The sequence below is a fragment of the Proteus sp. G2300 genome (assembly GCF_009915965.1).
Classification (GTDB): domain Bacteria; phylum Pseudomonadota; class Gammaproteobacteria; order Enterobacterales; family Enterobacteriaceae; genus Proteus; species Proteus vulgaris.
This window is the reverse complement of record NZ_JAABNK010000018.1, coordinates 1-17,060: the sequence shown is the minus strand read 5'-3', so window position 1 is coordinate 17,060 and position 17,060 is coordinate 1. Positions and strand designations below refer to the sequence as shown.

Annotated in this window: 28 protein-coding genes; 5 read left to right on the top strand and 23 right to left on the bottom strand. The window is 40.2% G+C overall.

The genetic code is table 11. The features are described 5' to 3' along the window. The first annotated feature begins 209 nt into the window (after positions 1-209). Complete coding sequence (locus GWI97_RS09585) at positions 210-401, top strand: YqaE/Pmp3 family membrane protein (RefSeq protein WP_004242485.1); 192 nt, start codon at positions 210-212, stop codon at positions 399-401. Positions 402-425: 24 nt separating this feature from the next. Here GWI97_RS09585 and GWI97_RS09580 read toward each other — a convergent pair whose 3' ends face one another. The 15 genes from GWI97_RS09580 to GWI97_RS09510 all read right to left on the bottom strand — a co-directional run bounded on the left by GWI97_RS09580 (position 426) and on the right by GWI97_RS09510 (position 10,066). Then, entirely contained in the window at positions 426-656 is a 231-nt protein-coding gene (locus GWI97_RS09580; protein ID WP_223231949.1) for a phage tail assembly protein T, read from the bottom strand. 44 nt (positions 657-700) lie between these two features. Further along, complete coding sequence (locus GWI97_RS09575; RefSeq protein ID WP_036900961.1) at positions 701-1,117, bottom strand: hypothetical protein; 417 nt, start codon at positions 1,115-1,117, stop codon at positions 701-703. Between the two features lie 64 nt (positions 1,118-1,181). Beyond that, positions 1,182-1,769, bottom strand: coding sequence for a hypothetical protein (locus GWI97_RS09570; RefSeq protein WP_237585384.1), 588 nt, complete (start codon positions 1,767-1,769; stop codon positions 1,182-1,184). A gap of 87 nt (positions 1,770-1,856) precedes the next feature. Continuing rightward, positions 1,857-2,198 carry a tail completion protein gp17 gene (gene gp17 / locus GWI97_RS09565; protein WP_058336216.1) on the bottom strand — a complete coding sequence of 114 codons (342 nt, stop codon included), beginning with the start codon at positions 2,196-2,198 and terminating at the stop codon, positions 1,857-1,859. Between the two features lie 5 nt (positions 2,199-2,203). Then, a complete protein-coding gene (locus tag GWI97_RS09560; RefSeq protein WP_161751931.1) occupies positions 2,204-2,677 on the bottom strand; it encodes an HK97-gp10 family putative phage morphogenesis protein in 474 nt (157 codons plus the stop codon). After that, positions 2,667-2,996, bottom strand: a complete 330-nt coding sequence (locus GWI97_RS09555; protein ID WP_103004799.1) for a phage head closure protein — start codon at positions 2,994-2,996, stop codon at positions 2,667-2,669. The genes GWI97_RS09560 and GWI97_RS09555 overlap by 11 nt, the downstream gene beginning before the upstream one ends. After that, positions 2,996-3,295: a head-tail connector protein gene (locus GWI97_RS09550; protein WP_036935210.1), complete on the bottom strand. Its 300-nt coding sequence runs from the start codon at positions 3,293-3,295 to the stop codon at positions 2,996-2,998. The genes GWI97_RS09555 and GWI97_RS09550 overlap by 1 nt, the downstream gene beginning before the upstream one ends. 38 nt (positions 3,296-3,333) lie before the next feature. Further along, on the bottom strand, positions 3,334-4,500 hold the full coding sequence (locus GWI97_RS09545) for a phage major capsid protein (RefSeq protein ID WP_020946082.1): 1,167 nt from the start codon (positions 4,498-4,500) through the stop codon (positions 3,334-3,336). A 3-nt stretch (positions 4,501-4,503) separates the two neighbouring features. Continuing rightward, the gene (locus GWI97_RS09540; RefSeq protein WP_161751930.1) at positions 4,504-5,172 is read right to left on the bottom strand and encodes an HK97 family phage prohead protease; all 669 of its coding nucleotides are present in this window, start codon (positions 5,170-5,172) and stop codon (positions 4,504-4,506) included. Between the two features lie 17 nt (positions 5,173-5,189). Continuing rightward, a complete protein-coding gene (locus GWI97_RS09535; protein ID WP_161751929.1) occupies positions 5,190-6,458 on the bottom strand; it encodes a phage portal protein in 1,269 nt (422 codons plus the stop codon). Beyond that, the gene (locus tag GWI97_RS09530; RefSeq protein ID WP_161751928.1) at positions 6,458-8,191 is read right to left on the bottom strand and encodes a terminase large subunit; all 1,734 of its coding nucleotides are present in this window, start codon (positions 8,189-8,191) and stop codon (positions 6,458-6,460) included. Before GWI97_RS09530 ends, GWI97_RS09535 begins: the two co-directional genes overlap by 1 nt. After that, the gene (locus GWI97_RS09525; protein ID WP_161751927.1) at positions 8,145-8,612 is read right to left on the bottom strand and encodes a phage terminase small subunit P27 family; all 468 of its coding nucleotides are present in this window, start codon (positions 8,610-8,612) and stop codon (positions 8,145-8,147) included. The genes GWI97_RS09530 and GWI97_RS09525 overlap by 47 nt, the downstream gene beginning before the upstream one ends. A 117-nt stretch (positions 8,613-8,729) precedes the next feature. Further along, the gene (locus GWI97_RS09520) at positions 8,730-9,068 is read right to left on the bottom strand and encodes an HNH endonuclease (protein ID WP_036937620.1); all 339 of its coding nucleotides are present in this window, start codon (positions 9,066-9,068) and stop codon (positions 8,730-8,732) included. Further along, on the bottom strand, positions 9,065-9,472 hold the full coding sequence (locus GWI97_RS09515) for a hypothetical protein (protein WP_036976739.1): 408 nt from the start codon (positions 9,470-9,472) through the stop codon (positions 9,065-9,067). Before GWI97_RS09515 ends, GWI97_RS09520 begins: the two co-directional genes overlap by 4 nt. Positions 9,473-9,553: 81 nt before the next feature. Further along, positions 9,554-10,066: a KilA-N domain-containing protein gene (locus tag GWI97_RS09510; protein ID WP_036937622.1), complete on the bottom strand. Its 513-nt coding sequence runs from the start codon at positions 10,064-10,066 to the stop codon at positions 9,554-9,556. Positions 10,067-10,892: 826 nt separating this feature from the next. Between GWI97_RS09510 and GWI97_RS09505 the strand changes: the two genes are divergently transcribed. After that, the gene (locus GWI97_RS09505) at positions 10,893-11,096 is read left to right on the top strand and encodes a KTSC domain-containing protein (RefSeq protein ID WP_020946089.1); all 204 of its coding nucleotides are present in this window, start codon (positions 10,893-10,895) and stop codon (positions 11,094-11,096) included. A 272-nt stretch (positions 11,097-11,368) separates the two neighbouring features. Here the strand turns inward: GWI97_RS09505 and GWI97_RS09500 are convergent, their stop codons facing one another. Genes GWI97_RS09500 through GWI97_RS09485 form a run of 5 tightly spaced genes read right to left on the bottom strand, consistent with a single transcriptional unit; the run spans position 11,369 to position 13,188 of the window. Beyond that, positions 11,369-11,830, bottom strand: coding sequence for a lysis protein (locus GWI97_RS09500; RefSeq protein WP_161751926.1), 462 nt, complete (start codon positions 11,828-11,830; stop codon positions 11,369-11,371). Positions 11,831-11,832: 2 nt separating this feature from the next. Continuing rightward, positions 11,833-11,991: a hypothetical protein gene (locus tag GWI97_RS18210; RefSeq protein ID WP_196558691.1), complete on the bottom strand. Its 159-nt coding sequence runs from the start codon at positions 11,989-11,991 to the stop codon at positions 11,833-11,835. Continuing rightward, positions 11,973-12,443 carry a lysozyme gene (locus tag GWI97_RS09495; protein ID WP_161751925.1) on the bottom strand — a complete coding sequence of 157 codons (471 nt, stop codon included), beginning with the start codon at positions 12,441-12,443 and terminating at the stop codon, positions 11,973-11,975. Before GWI97_RS09495 ends, GWI97_RS18210 begins: the two co-directional genes overlap by 19 nt. Then, positions 12,443-12,712 carry a phage protein gene (locus tag GWI97_RS09490; protein WP_020946092.1) on the bottom strand — a complete coding sequence of 90 codons (270 nt, stop codon included), beginning with the start codon at positions 12,710-12,712 and terminating at the stop codon, positions 12,443-12,445. The genes GWI97_RS09495 and GWI97_RS09490 overlap by 1 nt, the downstream gene beginning before the upstream one ends. Before the next feature lie 53 nt (positions 12,713-12,765). Then, positions 12,766-13,188, bottom strand: coding sequence for a hypothetical protein (locus tag GWI97_RS09485; protein WP_161751924.1), 423 nt, complete (start codon positions 13,186-13,188; stop codon positions 12,766-12,768). A 467-nt stretch (positions 13,189-13,655) separates the two neighbouring features. Here GWI97_RS09485 and GWI97_RS09480 point away from each other — a divergent pair, with 467 nt between their 5' ends. The 3 genes from GWI97_RS09480 (at position 13,656) to GWI97_RS09470 (ending at position 15,649) form a co-directional block, all read left to right on the top strand. Continuing rightward, positions 13,656-14,303: a hypothetical protein gene (locus GWI97_RS09480; protein WP_161751923.1), complete on the top strand. Its 648-nt coding sequence runs from the start codon at positions 13,656-13,658 to the stop codon at positions 14,301-14,303. Between the two features lie 42 nt (positions 14,304-14,345). After that, positions 14,346-14,681, top strand: coding sequence for a hypothetical protein (locus GWI97_RS09475; RefSeq protein WP_109847662.1), 336 nt, complete (start codon positions 14,346-14,348; stop codon positions 14,679-14,681). A gap of 131 nt (positions 14,682-14,812) precedes the next feature. Continuing rightward, positions 14,813-15,649: a restriction endonuclease gene (locus tag GWI97_RS09470; protein ID WP_161738356.1), complete on the top strand. Its 837-nt coding sequence runs from the start codon at positions 14,813-14,815 to the stop codon at positions 15,647-15,649. Positions 15,650-15,836: 187 nt separating this feature from the next. Here the strand turns inward: GWI97_RS09470 and GWI97_RS09465 are convergent, their stop codons facing one another. The 3 genes from GWI97_RS09465 to cspE form a co-directional block, all read right to left on the bottom strand. Beyond that, on the bottom strand, positions 15,837-16,295 hold the full coding sequence (locus GWI97_RS09465) for an Hsp20 family protein (RefSeq protein ID WP_161681374.1): 459 nt from the start codon (positions 16,293-16,295) through the stop codon (positions 15,837-15,839). A 187-nt stretch (positions 16,296-16,482) separates the two neighbouring features. Next, positions 16,483-16,623, bottom strand: a complete 141-nt coding sequence (gene ymcF / locus GWI97_RS18385; RefSeq protein WP_418312483.1) for a cold shock small protein YmcF — start codon at positions 16,621-16,623, stop codon at positions 16,483-16,485. A gap of 7 nt (positions 16,624-16,630) precedes the next feature. After that, positions 16,631-16,843 (bottom strand): transcription antiterminator/RNA stability regulator CspE, encoded by a 213-nt coding sequence (gene cspE / locus GWI97_RS09460; RefSeq protein ID WP_004244726.1) that lies wholly within the window; start codon positions 16,841-16,843, stop codon positions 16,631-16,633. Positions 16,844-17,060 lie beyond the last annotated feature (217 nt).

The window sequence follows — 17,060 nt, the reverse complement described above, 5'->3', positions numbered from 1 at the left end:
CGCTGGCTACGGTTGATCGCATTTGTGAAATTTGCCGTATTCAGCGTCAAATCAATATTTAATCTACCTAATGCTCCCGCCATAAATTCAATCCTTGGTATGAACACTACAAAAGCAAACTTTCACCCTGAATAAATGCAATATTCCTTGTTATTTGCTATTGATTTAATTATTGATAAACTGAAATTTCGAATAATAGAGGGGGTTTTATGAGACTTATTCTGGCGTTATTACTACCTTGGTTACAATTTTTCACGATTGGTCGCCCATTTGCTGGCATCTTCTGCCTTATCCTACAAATCACATTAATTGGCTGGATCCCTGCGGCTATCTGGTCGGTTTATGCGCTTTCTCAATACAATACGGATAAAAAAATTGAGAAAATGTCTCGCGGTGGTTAACGATTAAGCCCCACTGATGTGGGGCTATCGATTAGCTAATACACTCTCAGTAACGTTATCCCACAGCTCTTCTTCCGTGATTTTCTTCTTCCACATCGGCATAAAATCCATCAATTCAGGCGGAGACGTTTTCGGATCACGATTTATCATCGCAAGAAGATGCGCCACTTGTGCCATCCGATAATCCTCTCGCCATAAACCAAAGGGTTGTTTGCGATAAAAAGCTTCATATTCACACAAGTGGCTTTCGGGCATTTGCTCGATTTCCGCGAGGGTTTTTCCCAATGCCAGCGACAATATCAATTGAAATTGTCGCCGTTCTCCAAGTTTTTTTCGCTATTCCCCGCTTCTGCTGTAAACACCGCATTAGAGAACCCTTGTCCTAAACGATTAAGACCTTTTAAGTCTTCTTCATTTTCTGCATCAAAAAGCAGTTCCCCTTTTTCATCACACAACTTAAAAGCCAACATTCTGGCGACATCATATTCATCGTAGACACGATTTATCGCCTCATTAAATTGTTCGGGATCGTCTTCGTCTAAATAAATGTCCTGCGCCTCAGCGAGCTTGATTTTAATTTGGCGAAGTTTGCGCTGAATGTAATTCATGGTGCCAACATCCAACTCTTTGACATAAAAGGTGTTGTCTAAATAGGTAAAAGGCGTCACTTTCAGTGCTTGGTTTAACACTAATTCTCGCAATAAAGCGTTAGACATAATCACTCCTAAGATTTTTTATCGAGAAGGGAGAAGAGAAATAATGAAAGAGGTGAATTAGGGGTTATTTCTTCGCATTCAAATAATCACGGCCAGACAATTTAATTGAGATCCCCGAATCCATCATTTGCCCTACACTGCCATCAATGTTCATGCCCGTTTCGACGGAGCCGTAATAAAACATGGAGCCCTCATCTCGTGTTAAGACCATTTTCACCGCAAATTTTTCTTTGCTGTTTTCATATTTACGCAAGAGTCGCTGCACATCACTGGAGCTATACCGTAAGAAAAAGGTCAATTTAATTGAGCCGTATTCCGTATCGCCGGATTCATATTCCTTGCCATCACTGCAAATGGTGGTGACATCGATTTGTTCAGTCGTTGAACCGTCTTTGCTGAAGCTTTTTACCGCACAAAAGTTATTAGACCATTGAATACGTTGTGCTTTGGCGTTTGCAAAATCCGTGGGTAACGTTTTATCACTCCAATCCACTTCGTCGCACAGGGTCACTTTGTTGCCATCAACCTGTTCAACAGGAAAACGTCCATCTAACTCCCCGAATCCCGATAACATAATCATGTCATCGGCTTTCAGCTTATTATTGGCGATGGTAATAGTTGCCGGTGATAACGTGGCTTCCGTCACTGTCATCGCCTCCCCTAAGCCTGTTTGCACAAAGATCTTCGTGCCGAGGAAAGGCGTCGCTTTATGGTTTTTTGACTTTGCCATATCCATTCCTTATTTATCTGATGAAATCATTAATTCAAGAACAAGCCGATGCAATTTGACATCCGCTTCATACCCAAAGACCGCATTCACCCGTTGTGCAAATGGGATTGTCGCAACAATCTGAGTTTCAATCTTTTTACGCAAGACCATAAGGGGTTGTGGCTGTGGCGCATACACGTCAAGTTGCACGCGATAGTTATCTAAATCCGTATCCTCCAGCGCACTGTTAGGCGTGATGCTGGCAAACTGGATCACAATGGCGGGATAATGCCCTTTGCCTTCGGGTAATACCTGAAAAAAAACCCTTCCATCAACAAGCGGTGAAAGGGTCTCTTTTAATTGCTGTATCATGATCTCTACCTTGTTTTTTCAATATCCTCTTTGAGTGTTTGAACAATCACTTTAGCCGTCGCTTCCTTTTTCGCCTCAAAGCTGGGGCGCATAAACGGTTGTGCGGGCATCTTGGCGGTGCCAAACTCAACAAACCACCAATAAAACGGATCATTTGGGTTCAATGCCGCACTTTTTCCCGTTGCCTGTTTAAAGGCAGACACCTTTTTACCCGATAATGATTTCACCCAAATGCGCGTTTTGACTTGTCCATTACGCTGCACTTTCGTTTTAGAACGAATATTGCGCTTGATGGTGCCTTTGCGTCGATGCGGTACCGTTTCCTTAAGGATAGGCACTCGATGTTTGATTTCTTCTTTTAACGCCGAAGCGCCTGCATTCATCGCCTTACGTGCGCTTTGATTTCTGGTTTTACGGGCAATGTCTTGCATTCGTTGAGCGAGTTCAGACAATCCACTGATTTTAATCTCACCCATCATTCACGCCCTCTTTGCACATCAATTGAAGCTCACGATGACGCTCATAAGGGTCAATAATCGAAACAATATTAAATAGTCGCTTACCCCATACAATACGCATCGAAGTATCAATATCAGCGATATAGCGAATAATAATTCGTGTTGTGGCCTCACTTTGTACTTGTTGGGCTTGAAAATATTCCCGCCCTTGATAAGGCATGATCGCTGCACGTACTTTTGTCGCATGATCCGTCCAAATCACATCACTGCCACTGATGGCATCGGGCGCTAATACTGATTTTTGAATATGAATAGTGTGGCGTAATCGTCCCGGATCCATTAACTACCTCGCCAATTTCGACAAAGCAGTAACAATCGTTCTACTGCTTTATTTTCATATAACGGAATTTCACTTTGGCTGGTTCGATGTTCAAACATGTCCCCCAGCACTAAGAGCATTGCCGATTTCACTTCATAAGGGATATCATCAGGTGATTTCCATGCCGGTTCATCACACCATCTCAAACAATAATTTAATGCGCTTTGTGCATAAAATAGAATCTGCTCATCACGATCATCACCGCTGTATTCGAGATGCTGTTTTAATAAAGAAAGAGGAATGACATCTAAGATATTCATGATGCAATACGGGATAGTTACCTACCCCGACCTATTACTTAAGCACTTCTTCCAGACGTTGGGAAAGTTCCTTTAATTAAGGCTTGAGGGCGATAATGGGCTAATGCTAAACGTTCTTCACACAAAATGGTCAGCATATTCTTCACGAAATTATCACGATCTTCTCGACTCACTTCGATAACTGCATTCATTCGATCCCATACTTGAGACGCCAAATCAAATGCACCAACAGTAAACTCACCTTGTTTTTGTGCTTTTGTTGGAACAACAGGTAATCCCCACATTACATTTGAAGTAAACGCTTGTGGACCGCCAAAAATATAACGCCCTTCTTTATCTTTCATTAACGCAATGGCATGCCAATCACGAGGATTTAAAATGATACCAGAGGCGCTAAATTCAGATTCTGTTACCTGATAAATGGCATGAGCAATCAAGTCAGCATGCGTGTCCCCCGTAGCACTCAATGTGGTATCATAAGCAGTGGCAACATGATTAATCCCCGTCAAATTATCCGCTGTACCGTCACCATTGAGTAATTGCTCCTCTTCCACTAATGCTAAGCCATACAATAAGCGGTTATTAACGTAAGACTGTAACTGCACAGCATCATCCATCACTTGGCGAGACGCTTGGATCCAATGAGCAATAGTGATCACATTTGCCGTTTGTTTTTCAAACGTCAGATTAGATTCTGGCTTTTGTGCCTTTTCTTTCACGGGTGCCGCGCTATTGGTAAACAATTTTTCACGTACATATTCCAGTGAGTTACTGGAAATACGACCTTGTGCTAATAAATCGCGGATAACTAAACGACGCATCCCCGGCATAATAATACCCGGTACTTGCATCGGCTGAATAAGAACTCCGGCTGAGCTCGCATCACTGCCTAATGATTTATTAAAGGTTTTCACTTCATAAGAAGCCTGACTCCCATTCCATGATTTTGTCAGCGCTTCTGCTGCTCGCTCAGAAAAATCTTTTTTCGCATTAGGATCATCAGCGCTCGTTGCCCCTTTCTGCTCTAAATCAAACAGACGTTCACCGGCTTTTTTTAACTCCTCTTGAACTAAGACTAAATCTGTTTGTAATTGCTTTGAAACTGCGCCAGTAGCTTCAATTTCTTTCTTCTGTGCATCGAAGAGCTCTTGCACCTTTTTTTGTGATCCTTCGATGGCTTCTTGGATAATAGCTAAGTCAGACATATTCTATCCTTTCAGATTAAATGCATTAATTTGGTTAACAATGGATGCGACTAGGGATTGTTGAGTGTCATCGGACTCACTCCGAATAGCGGATTTGAAGCGGGAAATAAAACCGACTGCTTCTGATTTTGATAAACCGGCTGACTCTCTCAGCCAATCCTCAATATCTCGGATCGTTAATAACCCATCGATGCTCTTGAGTGATGAAACCTGTGCTTGGTCATTAGCGGGAAATGTACAAATACTAATTTCACGTAACAGGGAGATGTTTTTAAAAATACGGCCTGAAGGTGTTCGCTCAAAGTCATTACGCAGACAACCGAATCCGATAGAAAGCCCATCAACCGTGCCATGTTTCATTGCCGCTTTTAGATCTTGAGCCGCACTATGACCGGGTGTCAGCTGTCCTCTCACACGTAATCCTTTTTGATCTTCCTCCATGTACTCCCATTTCCCCACAGGAAGTTCCCAGACTCGATGGTTATAAAACATAGCGACTTTTTGTTTTTGCTTATCTAAAACATGCTTAAACGCACCGGGTAAAATAACGTCACCGTCGAGATCTTGATGACTAAATACGGAGGCATAACCTTCGAAAACGCCTTGTGTGCCATCTCCCGTAAATTTGATTTCCGCTTCATCAAAATTCAGTGTTTTTCTAATATCAGGCATTGAACCCCCATAAATAATTAAGCCCCACTTTCGTGAGGCTCTTTATTGAGTTGGTTAATCGGTAAATATTGTGCTTGCCGGTAAGCGACATCCCCACCTTCAAGAGGAGGATAATTATCGAGCCGTCGCATTTCATTAATGGTTCTTAGTCCGGATTCTCCCATCGCTTTCATAAACGCGGCGCGTGAAGTGGAATCGCCACGCAATAACCCATCAAGATTATGTTCAGCATGGTATTTCCCCACTTCGGGTGGTTTTAGAAGCCAACGCGCAATGCAGTTTTCCCATCGGGAGATATAGGGTTGTAAGGTATATTGAAGAAAACCTAAGTTTTGTTGCTCAATACCTGTTCCCCAACTTGTTGATTTTTCAACATCACCGACTAAATGCGGTGGAACACCAAAGAAACGGGCTAACTCACTGACTTGAAATTTGCGGGAAGACATTGTTTCTGCATCTTGAGGACTAACACCAATATCTTGTGCTTGAAATCCCCCCTCTAAGATCCACAATCGCTTTTTAACGGGGCCACCCGCAATTTCTTTGAAATTCTCTTCAAGTTGGCAACGTTGCTCTTTATTTAATACCTTATCACCCGTTGTTAGAATTTTAGGAGACTTAGCCCCATTGGCATAAAACTCACGTTGTTGATCTTCCATCGCAACGGCCGTACTTGCTGTCTTACACGCATAAGCAATAGGCGACAATCCAACTAATCCATTAAAACCAAACCCTTTTAAATGAAAAATTTCGTGTTGTTTAAATTTGGCAAATTCATGTTCACGCTGATATTTATAGATAATATTCTTCCCCTCCATGCGCACATCCATATTGGCAGATAACAGAGGAAGCAAGCTGATCACATCACCGACTTTATTTCGCTCAATCAACGCGAAAGCATTACCATAAAAGCAAAGCTGCATAGTCATTGCCTCTCGGAATTCTTGAGCCGTCATATATTGATTGGGCGAATATCGCAGCAATCGAGCCAATGGGTGACTTAAATCAACTTTGGTTCTATTTCCCTGTTTATCCGTTTCAAACACATCCAATGGCAAACAAGCCGTTAACGTCGAAATTAAGCTAACACAACGCCAAACCGTTGATATTTGGAGTATTCGCTCATCATTTACAGAAGAATCACCAAGCGAGCCTTGCGCTGAGATAGCGCCTGATTGTGAACCTTGTTCAGGTGTCACGAGTCTTCCCCCGACAAAGAAAGAAGCCAGACGCGCAAACCAACCATGATTAGTGCGCAAATCGATTGAATATTGTTTATCTGTCATCACATACTCAATGGGTTAGAGAAAAAGTCATCAAGGTTGCCATCATCAACCTCACCTTCCGCAGCCCCAATCGCCATTGCTGATGCCACCACACCATCAATTCGACCAGTACTTTTTTTCTTGGCAAAGACGCGGTTATCTTTTTGGTCAGCCTCAAGCACAGCAGATGCGGCATTCCATCTCAAACAAGGATTAGTGTGGATCTCAATCTTCTTGTCATCAATTAGCTGTTCAAACAGTTCGATAGAGTGTGGCATCCATAGCCCTGAATCTTTGGCTTTGTAATATCCTTGTCCATGCGGAGTTAAAGGAACCGTCACACCCGCTTCATCGAGTTTGGGTTCAAGGTATTTAATGCGATAAGGGTCAAAGGCAATGGCTCTCATGCTGACGTGCATCGCCATTTCAGCAATGCGTTCTGCCACAAATTCATACCTCACCGCATTCCCTGGCGTGGTATGCATAAAACCTTGCCTTACCCATAAGTCGTAGGGCACTCGGTCGGTTTTCGCTCTATCCAATAAAGTGTCTTTGGGTGTCCAAAATTCAACATAAAGACGTTTGAGGCGAGGAAAATACAGGGCTAATGCGGTTAAATCTTTGGTTCCTGATAAGTCCAATCCGCCATAACACTCTTCACCTTGAAGATCATCGAAGGTGAACGTGTTTTCACACTGCATCCATGTTTCACTGTTAATCCACGGATTATCGGCATCCACCCACTGGCAAAAATTAAGCCGACGCACAATGCTTTCTTTTGCGGGCATACCTCGAGCTTGTGTCACTTGTTCACGTAAGTAGCGATCAGAAAAGGTGTAGCCCAATGACGGATTGGCTTTCCCCCAGCAAGACTCATCCTTAAAGGGATCATCGCCCTCATCCAGTGAGCAAATATAGGAAAAGAAGCTGTCGTCTTCGATAGTGCCTTCGGCAACTTTTCGTCCGTATTCATGATAGTCATAACACACACTGGTTTTATCATGCCCACTATTGGTGATCATAAATATCAAGGCTTGTCGCCGACCTTTTGTGCCCGCTCGCATCATCTCAACGGCGGTATTATTTTTATGCTCATGAATTTCATCTATCAGCGCACAATGGGGACGAGGCCCTGATTGCCCATCATCTGAGCTAATCGGGCGAAAGAATGAACTCGTTTTCAAATAAGCCAAGTTCCACTCTTTGCCTGTTCCGCCTGATTTGGTGATCCGCTGACTTAATGCGGGAGATTGATCAACCATCGCCACCGCATCACGAAACAAAATCATGGCTTGGTCTTTTTTCGTGGCTGCCGCATACACTTCGGCACGCGGTTCACTGTCGGCGACTAAACAATACAACCCAACGCCACCTGCCATCGGGGATTTTCCTGAACCTTTACCTGATTCAACGTACACCATGCGAAATCGGCGTGTGCCGTCTGTCATTTTCCAGCCAAAAATAGAGCCAATCACAAAGCATTGCCAAGGCAATAAAATAAACGGTTTCCCTTCATGCTCCCCGCCATTGAGCTTTAAGACTTTCGCGAAAAAGTCGATCACCCTTTTGACAGCCTCAACATCCCAGACTAATCCTCGTTGCTCGGCTTCATTTAAGTCTTTGAGATGACGTGCACATGCATGACGAATATCAGGCCCCGCTAAGATTTTGCCTTGATGCACGTCTTGCGCGTATTGCGTTGCGGGCTCAACCGAAATATTGGTTGAGCGGATCTTCCTCTTCTTCTCCACCATCCATCTTCACCTTCGAACGAGCGGCGGGGGTTAAACCAAACTCGACTAAATAACTTTTAAAACGGCGATCTGCATCAGCCAACATGGCAACGGCAGGATTCGCTTTAATTAAAAAATCCCCTAATTGCGTTTTTGTGATGTATGTCCGACCTTCAATGGCAATGGTGTCTCGCAATTGAAGAATATCAGCGTAGATATCACACAGCCGTTCTAATGCCAGCGTGTCAGCCACGGTTAAAACGCCCATTCCATCGAGTAATAAGGTTAATTTTGCCCACGCCATTTTCCCCCAATCCGTTAAATGTTCGGGTGGGCTTGGAATTTCACGTTTGGGTTGGGGTTCTTTATCGTTGAGTTTTCGTTTTCCCGGATTACCGGTGACCACCTTCAAGTGGGTCGGTTTCGGGCGTCTTCCTGCCATCGGAACCTCCCAGAAAAAAACTTTTCATTTCGCGGTTGTGCACACAAATGAGGGCGCTAGGTAATCAGGGCGAAAGTGTCTGAACTTTTACCCCGCCCCCACCCTGTATTCATTGTGTTATTGATGCCAATGAGAATTGGGATCGAGTGGAATACCATCCGCATTACAGCCAATGACTTTGCCACTCTTTTCGATACGTTGTTTGGTCGAGTTATGATGCAGTTCGCATAAGCTTTGAAAGTTATTTTTATCCCAGAATAAAGCTTGGGCTTTTGCGATACGTTCTTTATCACCTGATTCAAGCGCTTCTTTAAGACGATGCGGAATAATGTGGTCAACTACTGTGGCCGCAGTAATGCGCCCTTGCTCTTGGCACATGACACAGAGCGGATGTTCATTAAGAAACGCTAATCGTACCTTTGCCCAGCGACCACCATAGACATTGCGTTTTTTCATGTTTTGTTTCTGACAACATCAGCTTCTATTGATGATTGCTTATTGCAGGTAATAATTCCTTTGAATATAACGTCACTAGACGTACTAAAACCTAAAGAATTATCGCTACTAATAACATAATGTTCATAATCAGCCTTATCCGCCCATTGATTATGAGTGGTTGCTAGTGTGATGATAGTTTGATTTATTTTATGTATTTTTTTTAGCAATTTAGCTGGCTTATCAATACTATTTAAATCGATGATTTTTGTGTTTCTTGGATCTGTATAAGGAAATTGCCCTGAATGACAAATCGCTATGAATTCTTTATATAGGTTGCTTCTCTCTTCAATTAGCTGCGATATTTCTTTTTGCAAGTAAACACAATGACCTATTGCCTCATAATTAATCTGTTTGTTTGACATAATAAACTCCAATAAAAAAGCCATTAGGGCCTATTCATCGTTAGATATTAATTAAATCAATATCCTCAATTTTAAGGAACGCTATTCAATACCAGGAATATAGATTTGAGCTTCTTTAAGAATTCGTTCCCTCGCTGTTAGTAGTAACTGCTTTCTACCACCAACTCCCCAGTTAGCCATCGTTCTTGCACAGTTACTTATATTTTTAGTTTCGGTATTAATGACATGATCTAGCTTGTTCAACTTAGACATGACATCTAATCCCTTCCTCGTAGCCTCTTTAAACGTGTTGTAGACAAGGATTTCAAATTCTGGCTTTAACCAAGCTGCATATCTAATAACGACTAACTCTAAAGCCCAAGTTCCCTGGTTGAGTCCACCTTTAATCACTTTAACCGATGCACTTTTTGTTGCATCGCTTAAAGCGTGAACAAATCGCCTTACTTGACGACTTTTCAAAAATGCACCAGGCCTTTGTGATTCCGTTGCTTTACCATCCGCAACAGCGGCCGCATGAAGATCATTTAAATTATATCTACCTTCACTATCAACACGGACAGACACACCATTAATACTTACTCTTGGATATTGCATAACGTATTACCTTCATTTGAAATGAACCCTCGTTCACATAGAAAATCAGCCCGTCGAAGCTCGCCAGCTATAACTGACTTTCTCGAAGGCTCATATCAAAGTGATTGGATTCGACGTTTTTGAATTGCTCTGTGAATGAGCGATGAAATGCGTATAAAAAAAGCCACCAGCGGTTAACTGATGGCTATCCATATACGTCACTAAATAAATGACGTTTGTAGAATTAAATATATTGATGTCTCTCCATCGTCACGCCCCTTCTTCTACCTACAGCTGACGTTGCTGATAATGACCGAAAAATAACAAAACGGTGGTATTCGTTGTTTTTGACTCTCACTATGCGCTCTCTATCGAGAAATAAAATAGGTCATGGCTAACATAGGAGACGGCGACAACGCGACGCTTTCTATTTCTATTGGCATTGAAATAAGAGTAGCGGTATGATTTATAGGTATTTATTTTTCGCTTAAATTTAGCCCCACGGTAAACTCAAACTCGCAGGGTTATTTTATTTGTATTCAATAGTTAATTAAAAAAACAATTGAAAGTATTCAATTCGCTTATTTGCTTAACAAAGCGATACTGAATTAATATCACTATATTCCTCTTGAGAAGTTCTTTATTTAATTTTGTCCATGCGTGATGCTGGAACTTATTTTTCATCTCTAATGTGAGAAGCTTCACACAAATAATAAATTTAACTCATATTTCTTCTTTATATAAAAATAAGTTGAATATTTTTACTAATATTAAAAGTTACTAAAGTAAAAATTTATTTACTCTTTTATTTTATCCCATTTTATTTTTATTAATAGTGATTAGTCTAATGGACAAAATTTACATTGCATCATCTAAAATTATTTCTGTTGCTTACGATTATCAAACTAAAATGCTAGAAATCGACTGTAAACATGGAGAACAATATCGATATAAGGAAGTACCATTCAGTATTTACCAAGGTTTAATGGCATCAAATTCTAAAGAAAAATTTTTTCATGCCATGATTGAACATAAATACCCTTATAATTAAATAACCTTATAGTTACCATTTAATATTATTATTCTTATTTTTATCACAAAAAATATCTTTTTTAAAAGAAAACAAAAACACAAATAAGAATCATTCCATCTGACTTATTAAAACTATTTAGCAAATTAATGTTAAGTATATTGTAACCACTTATTAAAATAATATTTTTGCCGCACTATAGGTATATTCACTTATAAGTGCTATCTTTATTAAGATTGATATTTTTTCGACAAATTTCAGTTTTGCCCTCGTACTCTACGTAGGGCTTTTTTTTAGTTCACACACTCCACTCTAATGTAATTCTGCAACCCTTTAATCATCTGTTCTGACTCTGCAATTCGTTCTCGGAGTAACCAATAATTTCGGATAGCGGTGTCAGTAGGTCGGGCGGTGGTTGCATAAGCCAAGCTGGTGGCGGGAGTGGTTTTGCTTTTTGGGCACTCTGCTTTGATATACACCCGCTCAGGATGACGCTCACTAATATCACGCAAGCGACTAATTTCATTCTTAGCATTCGCTAGCTCCTGCGTATATTGAATATCCAACTGATTTAATCGCATTATGCGTGCTTGATAATCAGTATTAATAGACTTCTGTTCTTCGAGAGCCACTGTCAGTTTTTTGTTGGTATCTATCAGTGAATTAATCCTGTTAGCTTGCCTGTTAATCCCCCAATAGCCACCCACAATGATGCCTACCATCACAATGACAGCATAGAGTTTCCCGTATTTCATGATTAGTACCGATGATGTGAGAGAGCTATCTGACAGCGTTTTTCTAAACTCACTTGGTCTTTAGTACATGAGTTATCAATCAAGAGATAAATGCCGCCAGCGACTGTAATGAGTAATGCAAGAATAAAGCTAATAATGATGATTAAAGTTTTCCATGACATAGTGCTGACTCCGCCTCTCGACGACTGACAAGCCCTCGCCAAACTTTTCCTCCTGCATAAACCCAACGTTTTATTTCTTCACAGGCACCCGCTCTATCACCAGCGTTTAGCTTCTTGAGTAATGTTGAGCGAGCAAATGCGGTTGTACCCACATTAAAAGCAAAGGAATATAAAGCAGCTTTAGTGTAGTCATCGAGTGATACTTTGATTAATGCATCGACTTGCTGTTGTGTCTTAATAAAATCGATTTGTAATAACGCATCACATTCTTGTTGTGTGTATCTCTTACCTTGAATAATGTCTTTCCCTGTATGCCCATAGCAAACCGTCAAAACACCTGCCACATCACGATAAGGTTCATAACACACACCTTCAAAATGGGTAATAACAACTAACGCGATTGCTGTGGCCCCTGCTGTTGTTAGCGCCGCTATTTTCTGTTTGAGAGACATTAGATATCCTTTGGCGCTTTCACCATTAATTCAGCAAGTCTTTTTAATGTTTCGGTTGGGTTTTGTGGGTCAACATGACGAACAAGCTCTTCAAATAATTGAGTGCGTTTTCGTTGCTCTCGACGAGTCATAAAATAAGTGGCTAAACCCAGAACCATGCTGAACGCCATCCCGATAACAAATCCCCATTCATATAATGAGAGACTGGCAAAAAATGCCGTTAAGCCTGCGGTTCCGTAAGTCACATTGGTTAATTTATCCATACGCATAGTCACCCCCAGAGGAGTGTCCGTTGATAATTAGTGTGAAAGAGTTAAAAAAATTAGGCGGGTATTAATACTTTAAGTGCCTTTAATAAACCTTCAGGCAACTGCTCTTCCAGTGACGCATTAGAAACAATCACAAGACCATACATAGATATCCATGTATTCGTTTGTTGTAAGTGCCCTTGAATAAATTGCTTCGCTTTCTCTAACAAATAAACACAACTCTCTTGCGTGTTTTTACGCCAATAAGACTCAATCGCCACCAGCAATGGGTCACCAGCATCATTAATCTTTTGTGTACCGATTCGATATTGTTTTTTACCTGCGGGAGATGTCGTGCAAATTAATTGCGTCAGTTGTTGGGTTTCACCATCAGCCGTATGGATATTCGCCGTTAAAATGATAGAAGTGTTCTTTTCACTATCTGTTTCTGAGGCATAGTGAAGACTAAACTGTAATTCGCTTATCTCTTTTGACATAACATTTACCGATTTATTTTAGTTAATAAGATGCCGACTCACAACTCTTGTGAGAACGGTATAAGTGGGTGTTGATTCTGTGGTCGACGTAGATGAAAAGGCTACAAAGTAACCTTATTTAATTTAGGGTTGAATACACCAATGAGAATAATTATCATTACACATGTATCAAATTGACAGGTTTGATACGAATTAGTACGACATGACTTACATTGCTTCTTGCGTTTATTTTATATGCCGATATGACTCCTAGCGTATCGGCATTTTTTTATTGTGTGTTGTGTAATCTCTTGTACTTACAATTTACATGTATCCGTTCAACGCCAAAAAACGAATATAGGTAAGGTCAAAAATGGAGTGACTAGACTCCTCTATCTTATTCGAGGTGCAATTCACTAAAACACAACTTTTATTACTATTGATATAAGTTAGAATTAAACTACTTTCAACTTTTGATGGTTGTTTATATGTTTAACCTTAGTCCTGCTATGCTCGGGTTCCTCGGTGGTGCTGTTGCTATCGGATTTCCACTTTTATTTAATTTGCTCAAAGAAATAGCTTTTGATCGGAAAAAGATGACAGTAGAACGCAATTATATTGGTGTTCAGCTTGTATTTATTTTGGATAAATTTGTTAGTGAATGTGCAGAAGTTTCATGGGATAGAGGGTTTGATGAAACCTATCATGAACCTGACTCCCCTGAATGTTTAAGCCCTCGAGTCGAACCTCCCATCTTCGATATGAGTACAGTGAGGGGTGAGTACAAATACCTTGAACCAGCACTCATTTACAAATTGCAATCCATCGATATTGAATTATTGAAAATCAAACAAGAACTTCAAGAAATGACATCTGATCTAAATTTTGGTCCAGAATTTATGGATCGCTATATTTTGTTAAGACGTGAACGTTATATAGATCTAGGATTGCACGTTAATCAATTATCAGAAGATATCCGTGATAAATTGAAAATAGATTCTGATCATGGATGGAAACCTAAAGATAGCTTGCTTAGAAGCAAGAAACAGATTCTCCGTATCAAATCAAAATCAGCTTTCAACAAAAAGTTAAAAAAAGCTGAACGGATGATGCACTCGAAACAACATCTATTTTAATTATTTCCACATTTTATCTAATTTTTTAGGATACTCTATCGAATGAAGAAAAAGATTTTAAGCTGGCTTGAATTTATTACTATTGGCTTAGCAATAACCTTCGTCTTTCCTGTACATGCTACAACTACTGAAACAATAATCAGGGCAGTGTGTACCTCTGAAAGTGGTTTAAATACAAAATATTATCAGCAAGGTATAGAAGTATGGGGTGGAGATTTCTTTTATGATGGTTCACCAATGGAAAAATGGCTGAGCGCTCAAGACAAAAGATCTGGTGGTTTAGGTGATTATACTTGCTACATCCAGAAAGTAGCGACACCTTATCCTAAATCTGTGATAGATGCTTTAAAAGCGTCAAAAAATAACTTTAAAAATTAAAATGAGCATTGTAACGATATTTCATTACATCAAAATATTTTAAAAAGTAGTCTTATCCTTTAAAAAGAGCGGGTTAACTAATCTTATTACTTAACAAACGAAAAGATTAACTTCTGTGCATAGGAAATAAAATGATCGATGACCCATTACCAGAGAACTGGCAAGACCTCCAGACAGGGGTTCAACGTATATTCCGTAATGTTGGCTTACTTGCAGAAGTTGAGGTCGATTTAGAAACCCCGCGTGGCTCGGTGAATGTGGATGTTCTCGCGACAGATGTTAGGAGCGTGGACAAAATCAGATATATCGTAGAATGCAAAAACTGGGGTAGTTCTATACCACAGACAGTGGTCCATTCGTTCACTACGGTAATGCATGAAACTGGGGCTAACATTGGATTTATTATTTCAAAGCATGGGCTTCAGCGAGGTGCTAAACAGTACACTCAAAACACCAATATTATTGGGATGACATACCTGGAGTTCCAACAAAGGTATTTTGAGGCTTGGTGGTATAGGTACTTTTGTCCACGTATCGGTGATGCTGCAGACGAACCACTTCAGTACGTCGAACCAATCAACTCTAAGCGAGATCGCGAATACGCCAAGCTTAGCCTTCAAGCACAAGAGAAGTTCGATCAGTTAAGGCGAGAGAAAGGTGCATCAGTCATGGTTCTTTCTATGTTCAATTACAAGTTTATGTCAAAAGCATTAAACACTGGCAACTTGCTAGAAGTCCCAAAGAATTTGGATGATTTTAAGACCAGAGTTCTCTCCCAAATTTGTCCTCACATTGAACTGTATTGCGATACGTACAGAGAGCTACTAAAGATCATATTAGAATACTTATCAGACACCAAAGCAGAGTTTGATACAATATTTGGTGGAGCCATCTTTGAACCGCCAATTAGTATAACGGGGGTTACTGCTGATGGTCCCCCTTTGGAAGATGGCAGCTATCATCATTAGCTTTCATACATAGCCCATGCTCCCGTATGTCCGCTCTTCGCTCAAACCAGACTGTCCACTCTAATTATGTTCGACTTACAAACCTTGTGAACTCAACTTTGAATTAGTGAAATTTAAACCCCTCACAAAAACAATTAAGGCTACACATTATGCGTAGCCTTAATCTTATTCACGTTACCTAACCCAATTATTTTTTATCTTTATTTTCTATCGCTATTGTTTGCCGTTTTTCTTCTTCCGGTAACTCATACTCAATAGCAATGGTCAGAAGCCCACTTGATAAATCCGCTTTTTCTATTTTAACATTCTTACCGAGGTCAAACTGCAACGTAAATTGCCCTTGAGATATGCCTCGGTGGATCCATTTATCATTGTCTTCTTCTGATTTTTCTTCTTTTTTCCCTTCAATCAATAAACGACTTCCTTTTAATGAAACCGATAAGTCATCTTCTTGATATCCAGGCACACTCACTGTCAGTTCATAATGGTTATCATCAATCTGTTTCAGGTTATAGGTCTGAATTGGTGATGCAATAGGCTTACTACCTGTTAACTGACTAAACAGGCGATCTATCTGATCAAAGCGGTTTGACAGTAGGTTGTCAGATAATGCTGGGAATAATGAAAAAGGTTTAATGTTAGGCATATAACTCCTCCTTCAGTATTTAGTGAATTATGGGCGGTATCTTATTTGCCCAAAATATAAATATGAACGAACAAAAATTTTTCAAGCCCTAAAAACTCATTTTTTTATCTTTAACCAACCAATATGAGATTGCAGATAGCAAAAAACCCCGCCGAAGCGAGGTTTTATATATTCAACTATTTAATGCTTAACTCATTTGAGCTGTCATCACACTTTTGCAAAAGATACATTTTGCGCCGTGTGGATTGTTCACTGTGACATCAAATTGTGATGTTCTATATTGTGAACCACTACAACAAGGGCATTTAAAATAGAGGCGAATAGTAATAGCGCCTTTAGAGAGCCACCACGTTGCCTGCTGCTGGGCCTTTCATACCATTTTCCATGGTGAATGAAACTTGTTGGCCTTCCGCTAATGTTTTGAAGCTATCACTTTGGATTGCAGAGAAATGTACGAAGACATCTTTGCTGCCATCAGCTGGAGTAATAAAACCAAAACCTTTACCTTCATCGAACCATTTTACTGTACCAGTCATTGTATTAGACATAGAATTTCCTTTAATTGATTTAATTTGCCATAAGGCATATGCGGTTTGTTTTGTATTTTTACTTATGGGAATTAATTAGAAGGAATTCACAATGAAGAGGTATCGAGGATAACGCTAAACGGGAACAACTTTAAACTTACTAACATAAATAGGTCTGTACTTCCAAACCAGTGACGCTATTAAGCCATAGAAAAATTCAGATAGCAAACTTTATTTT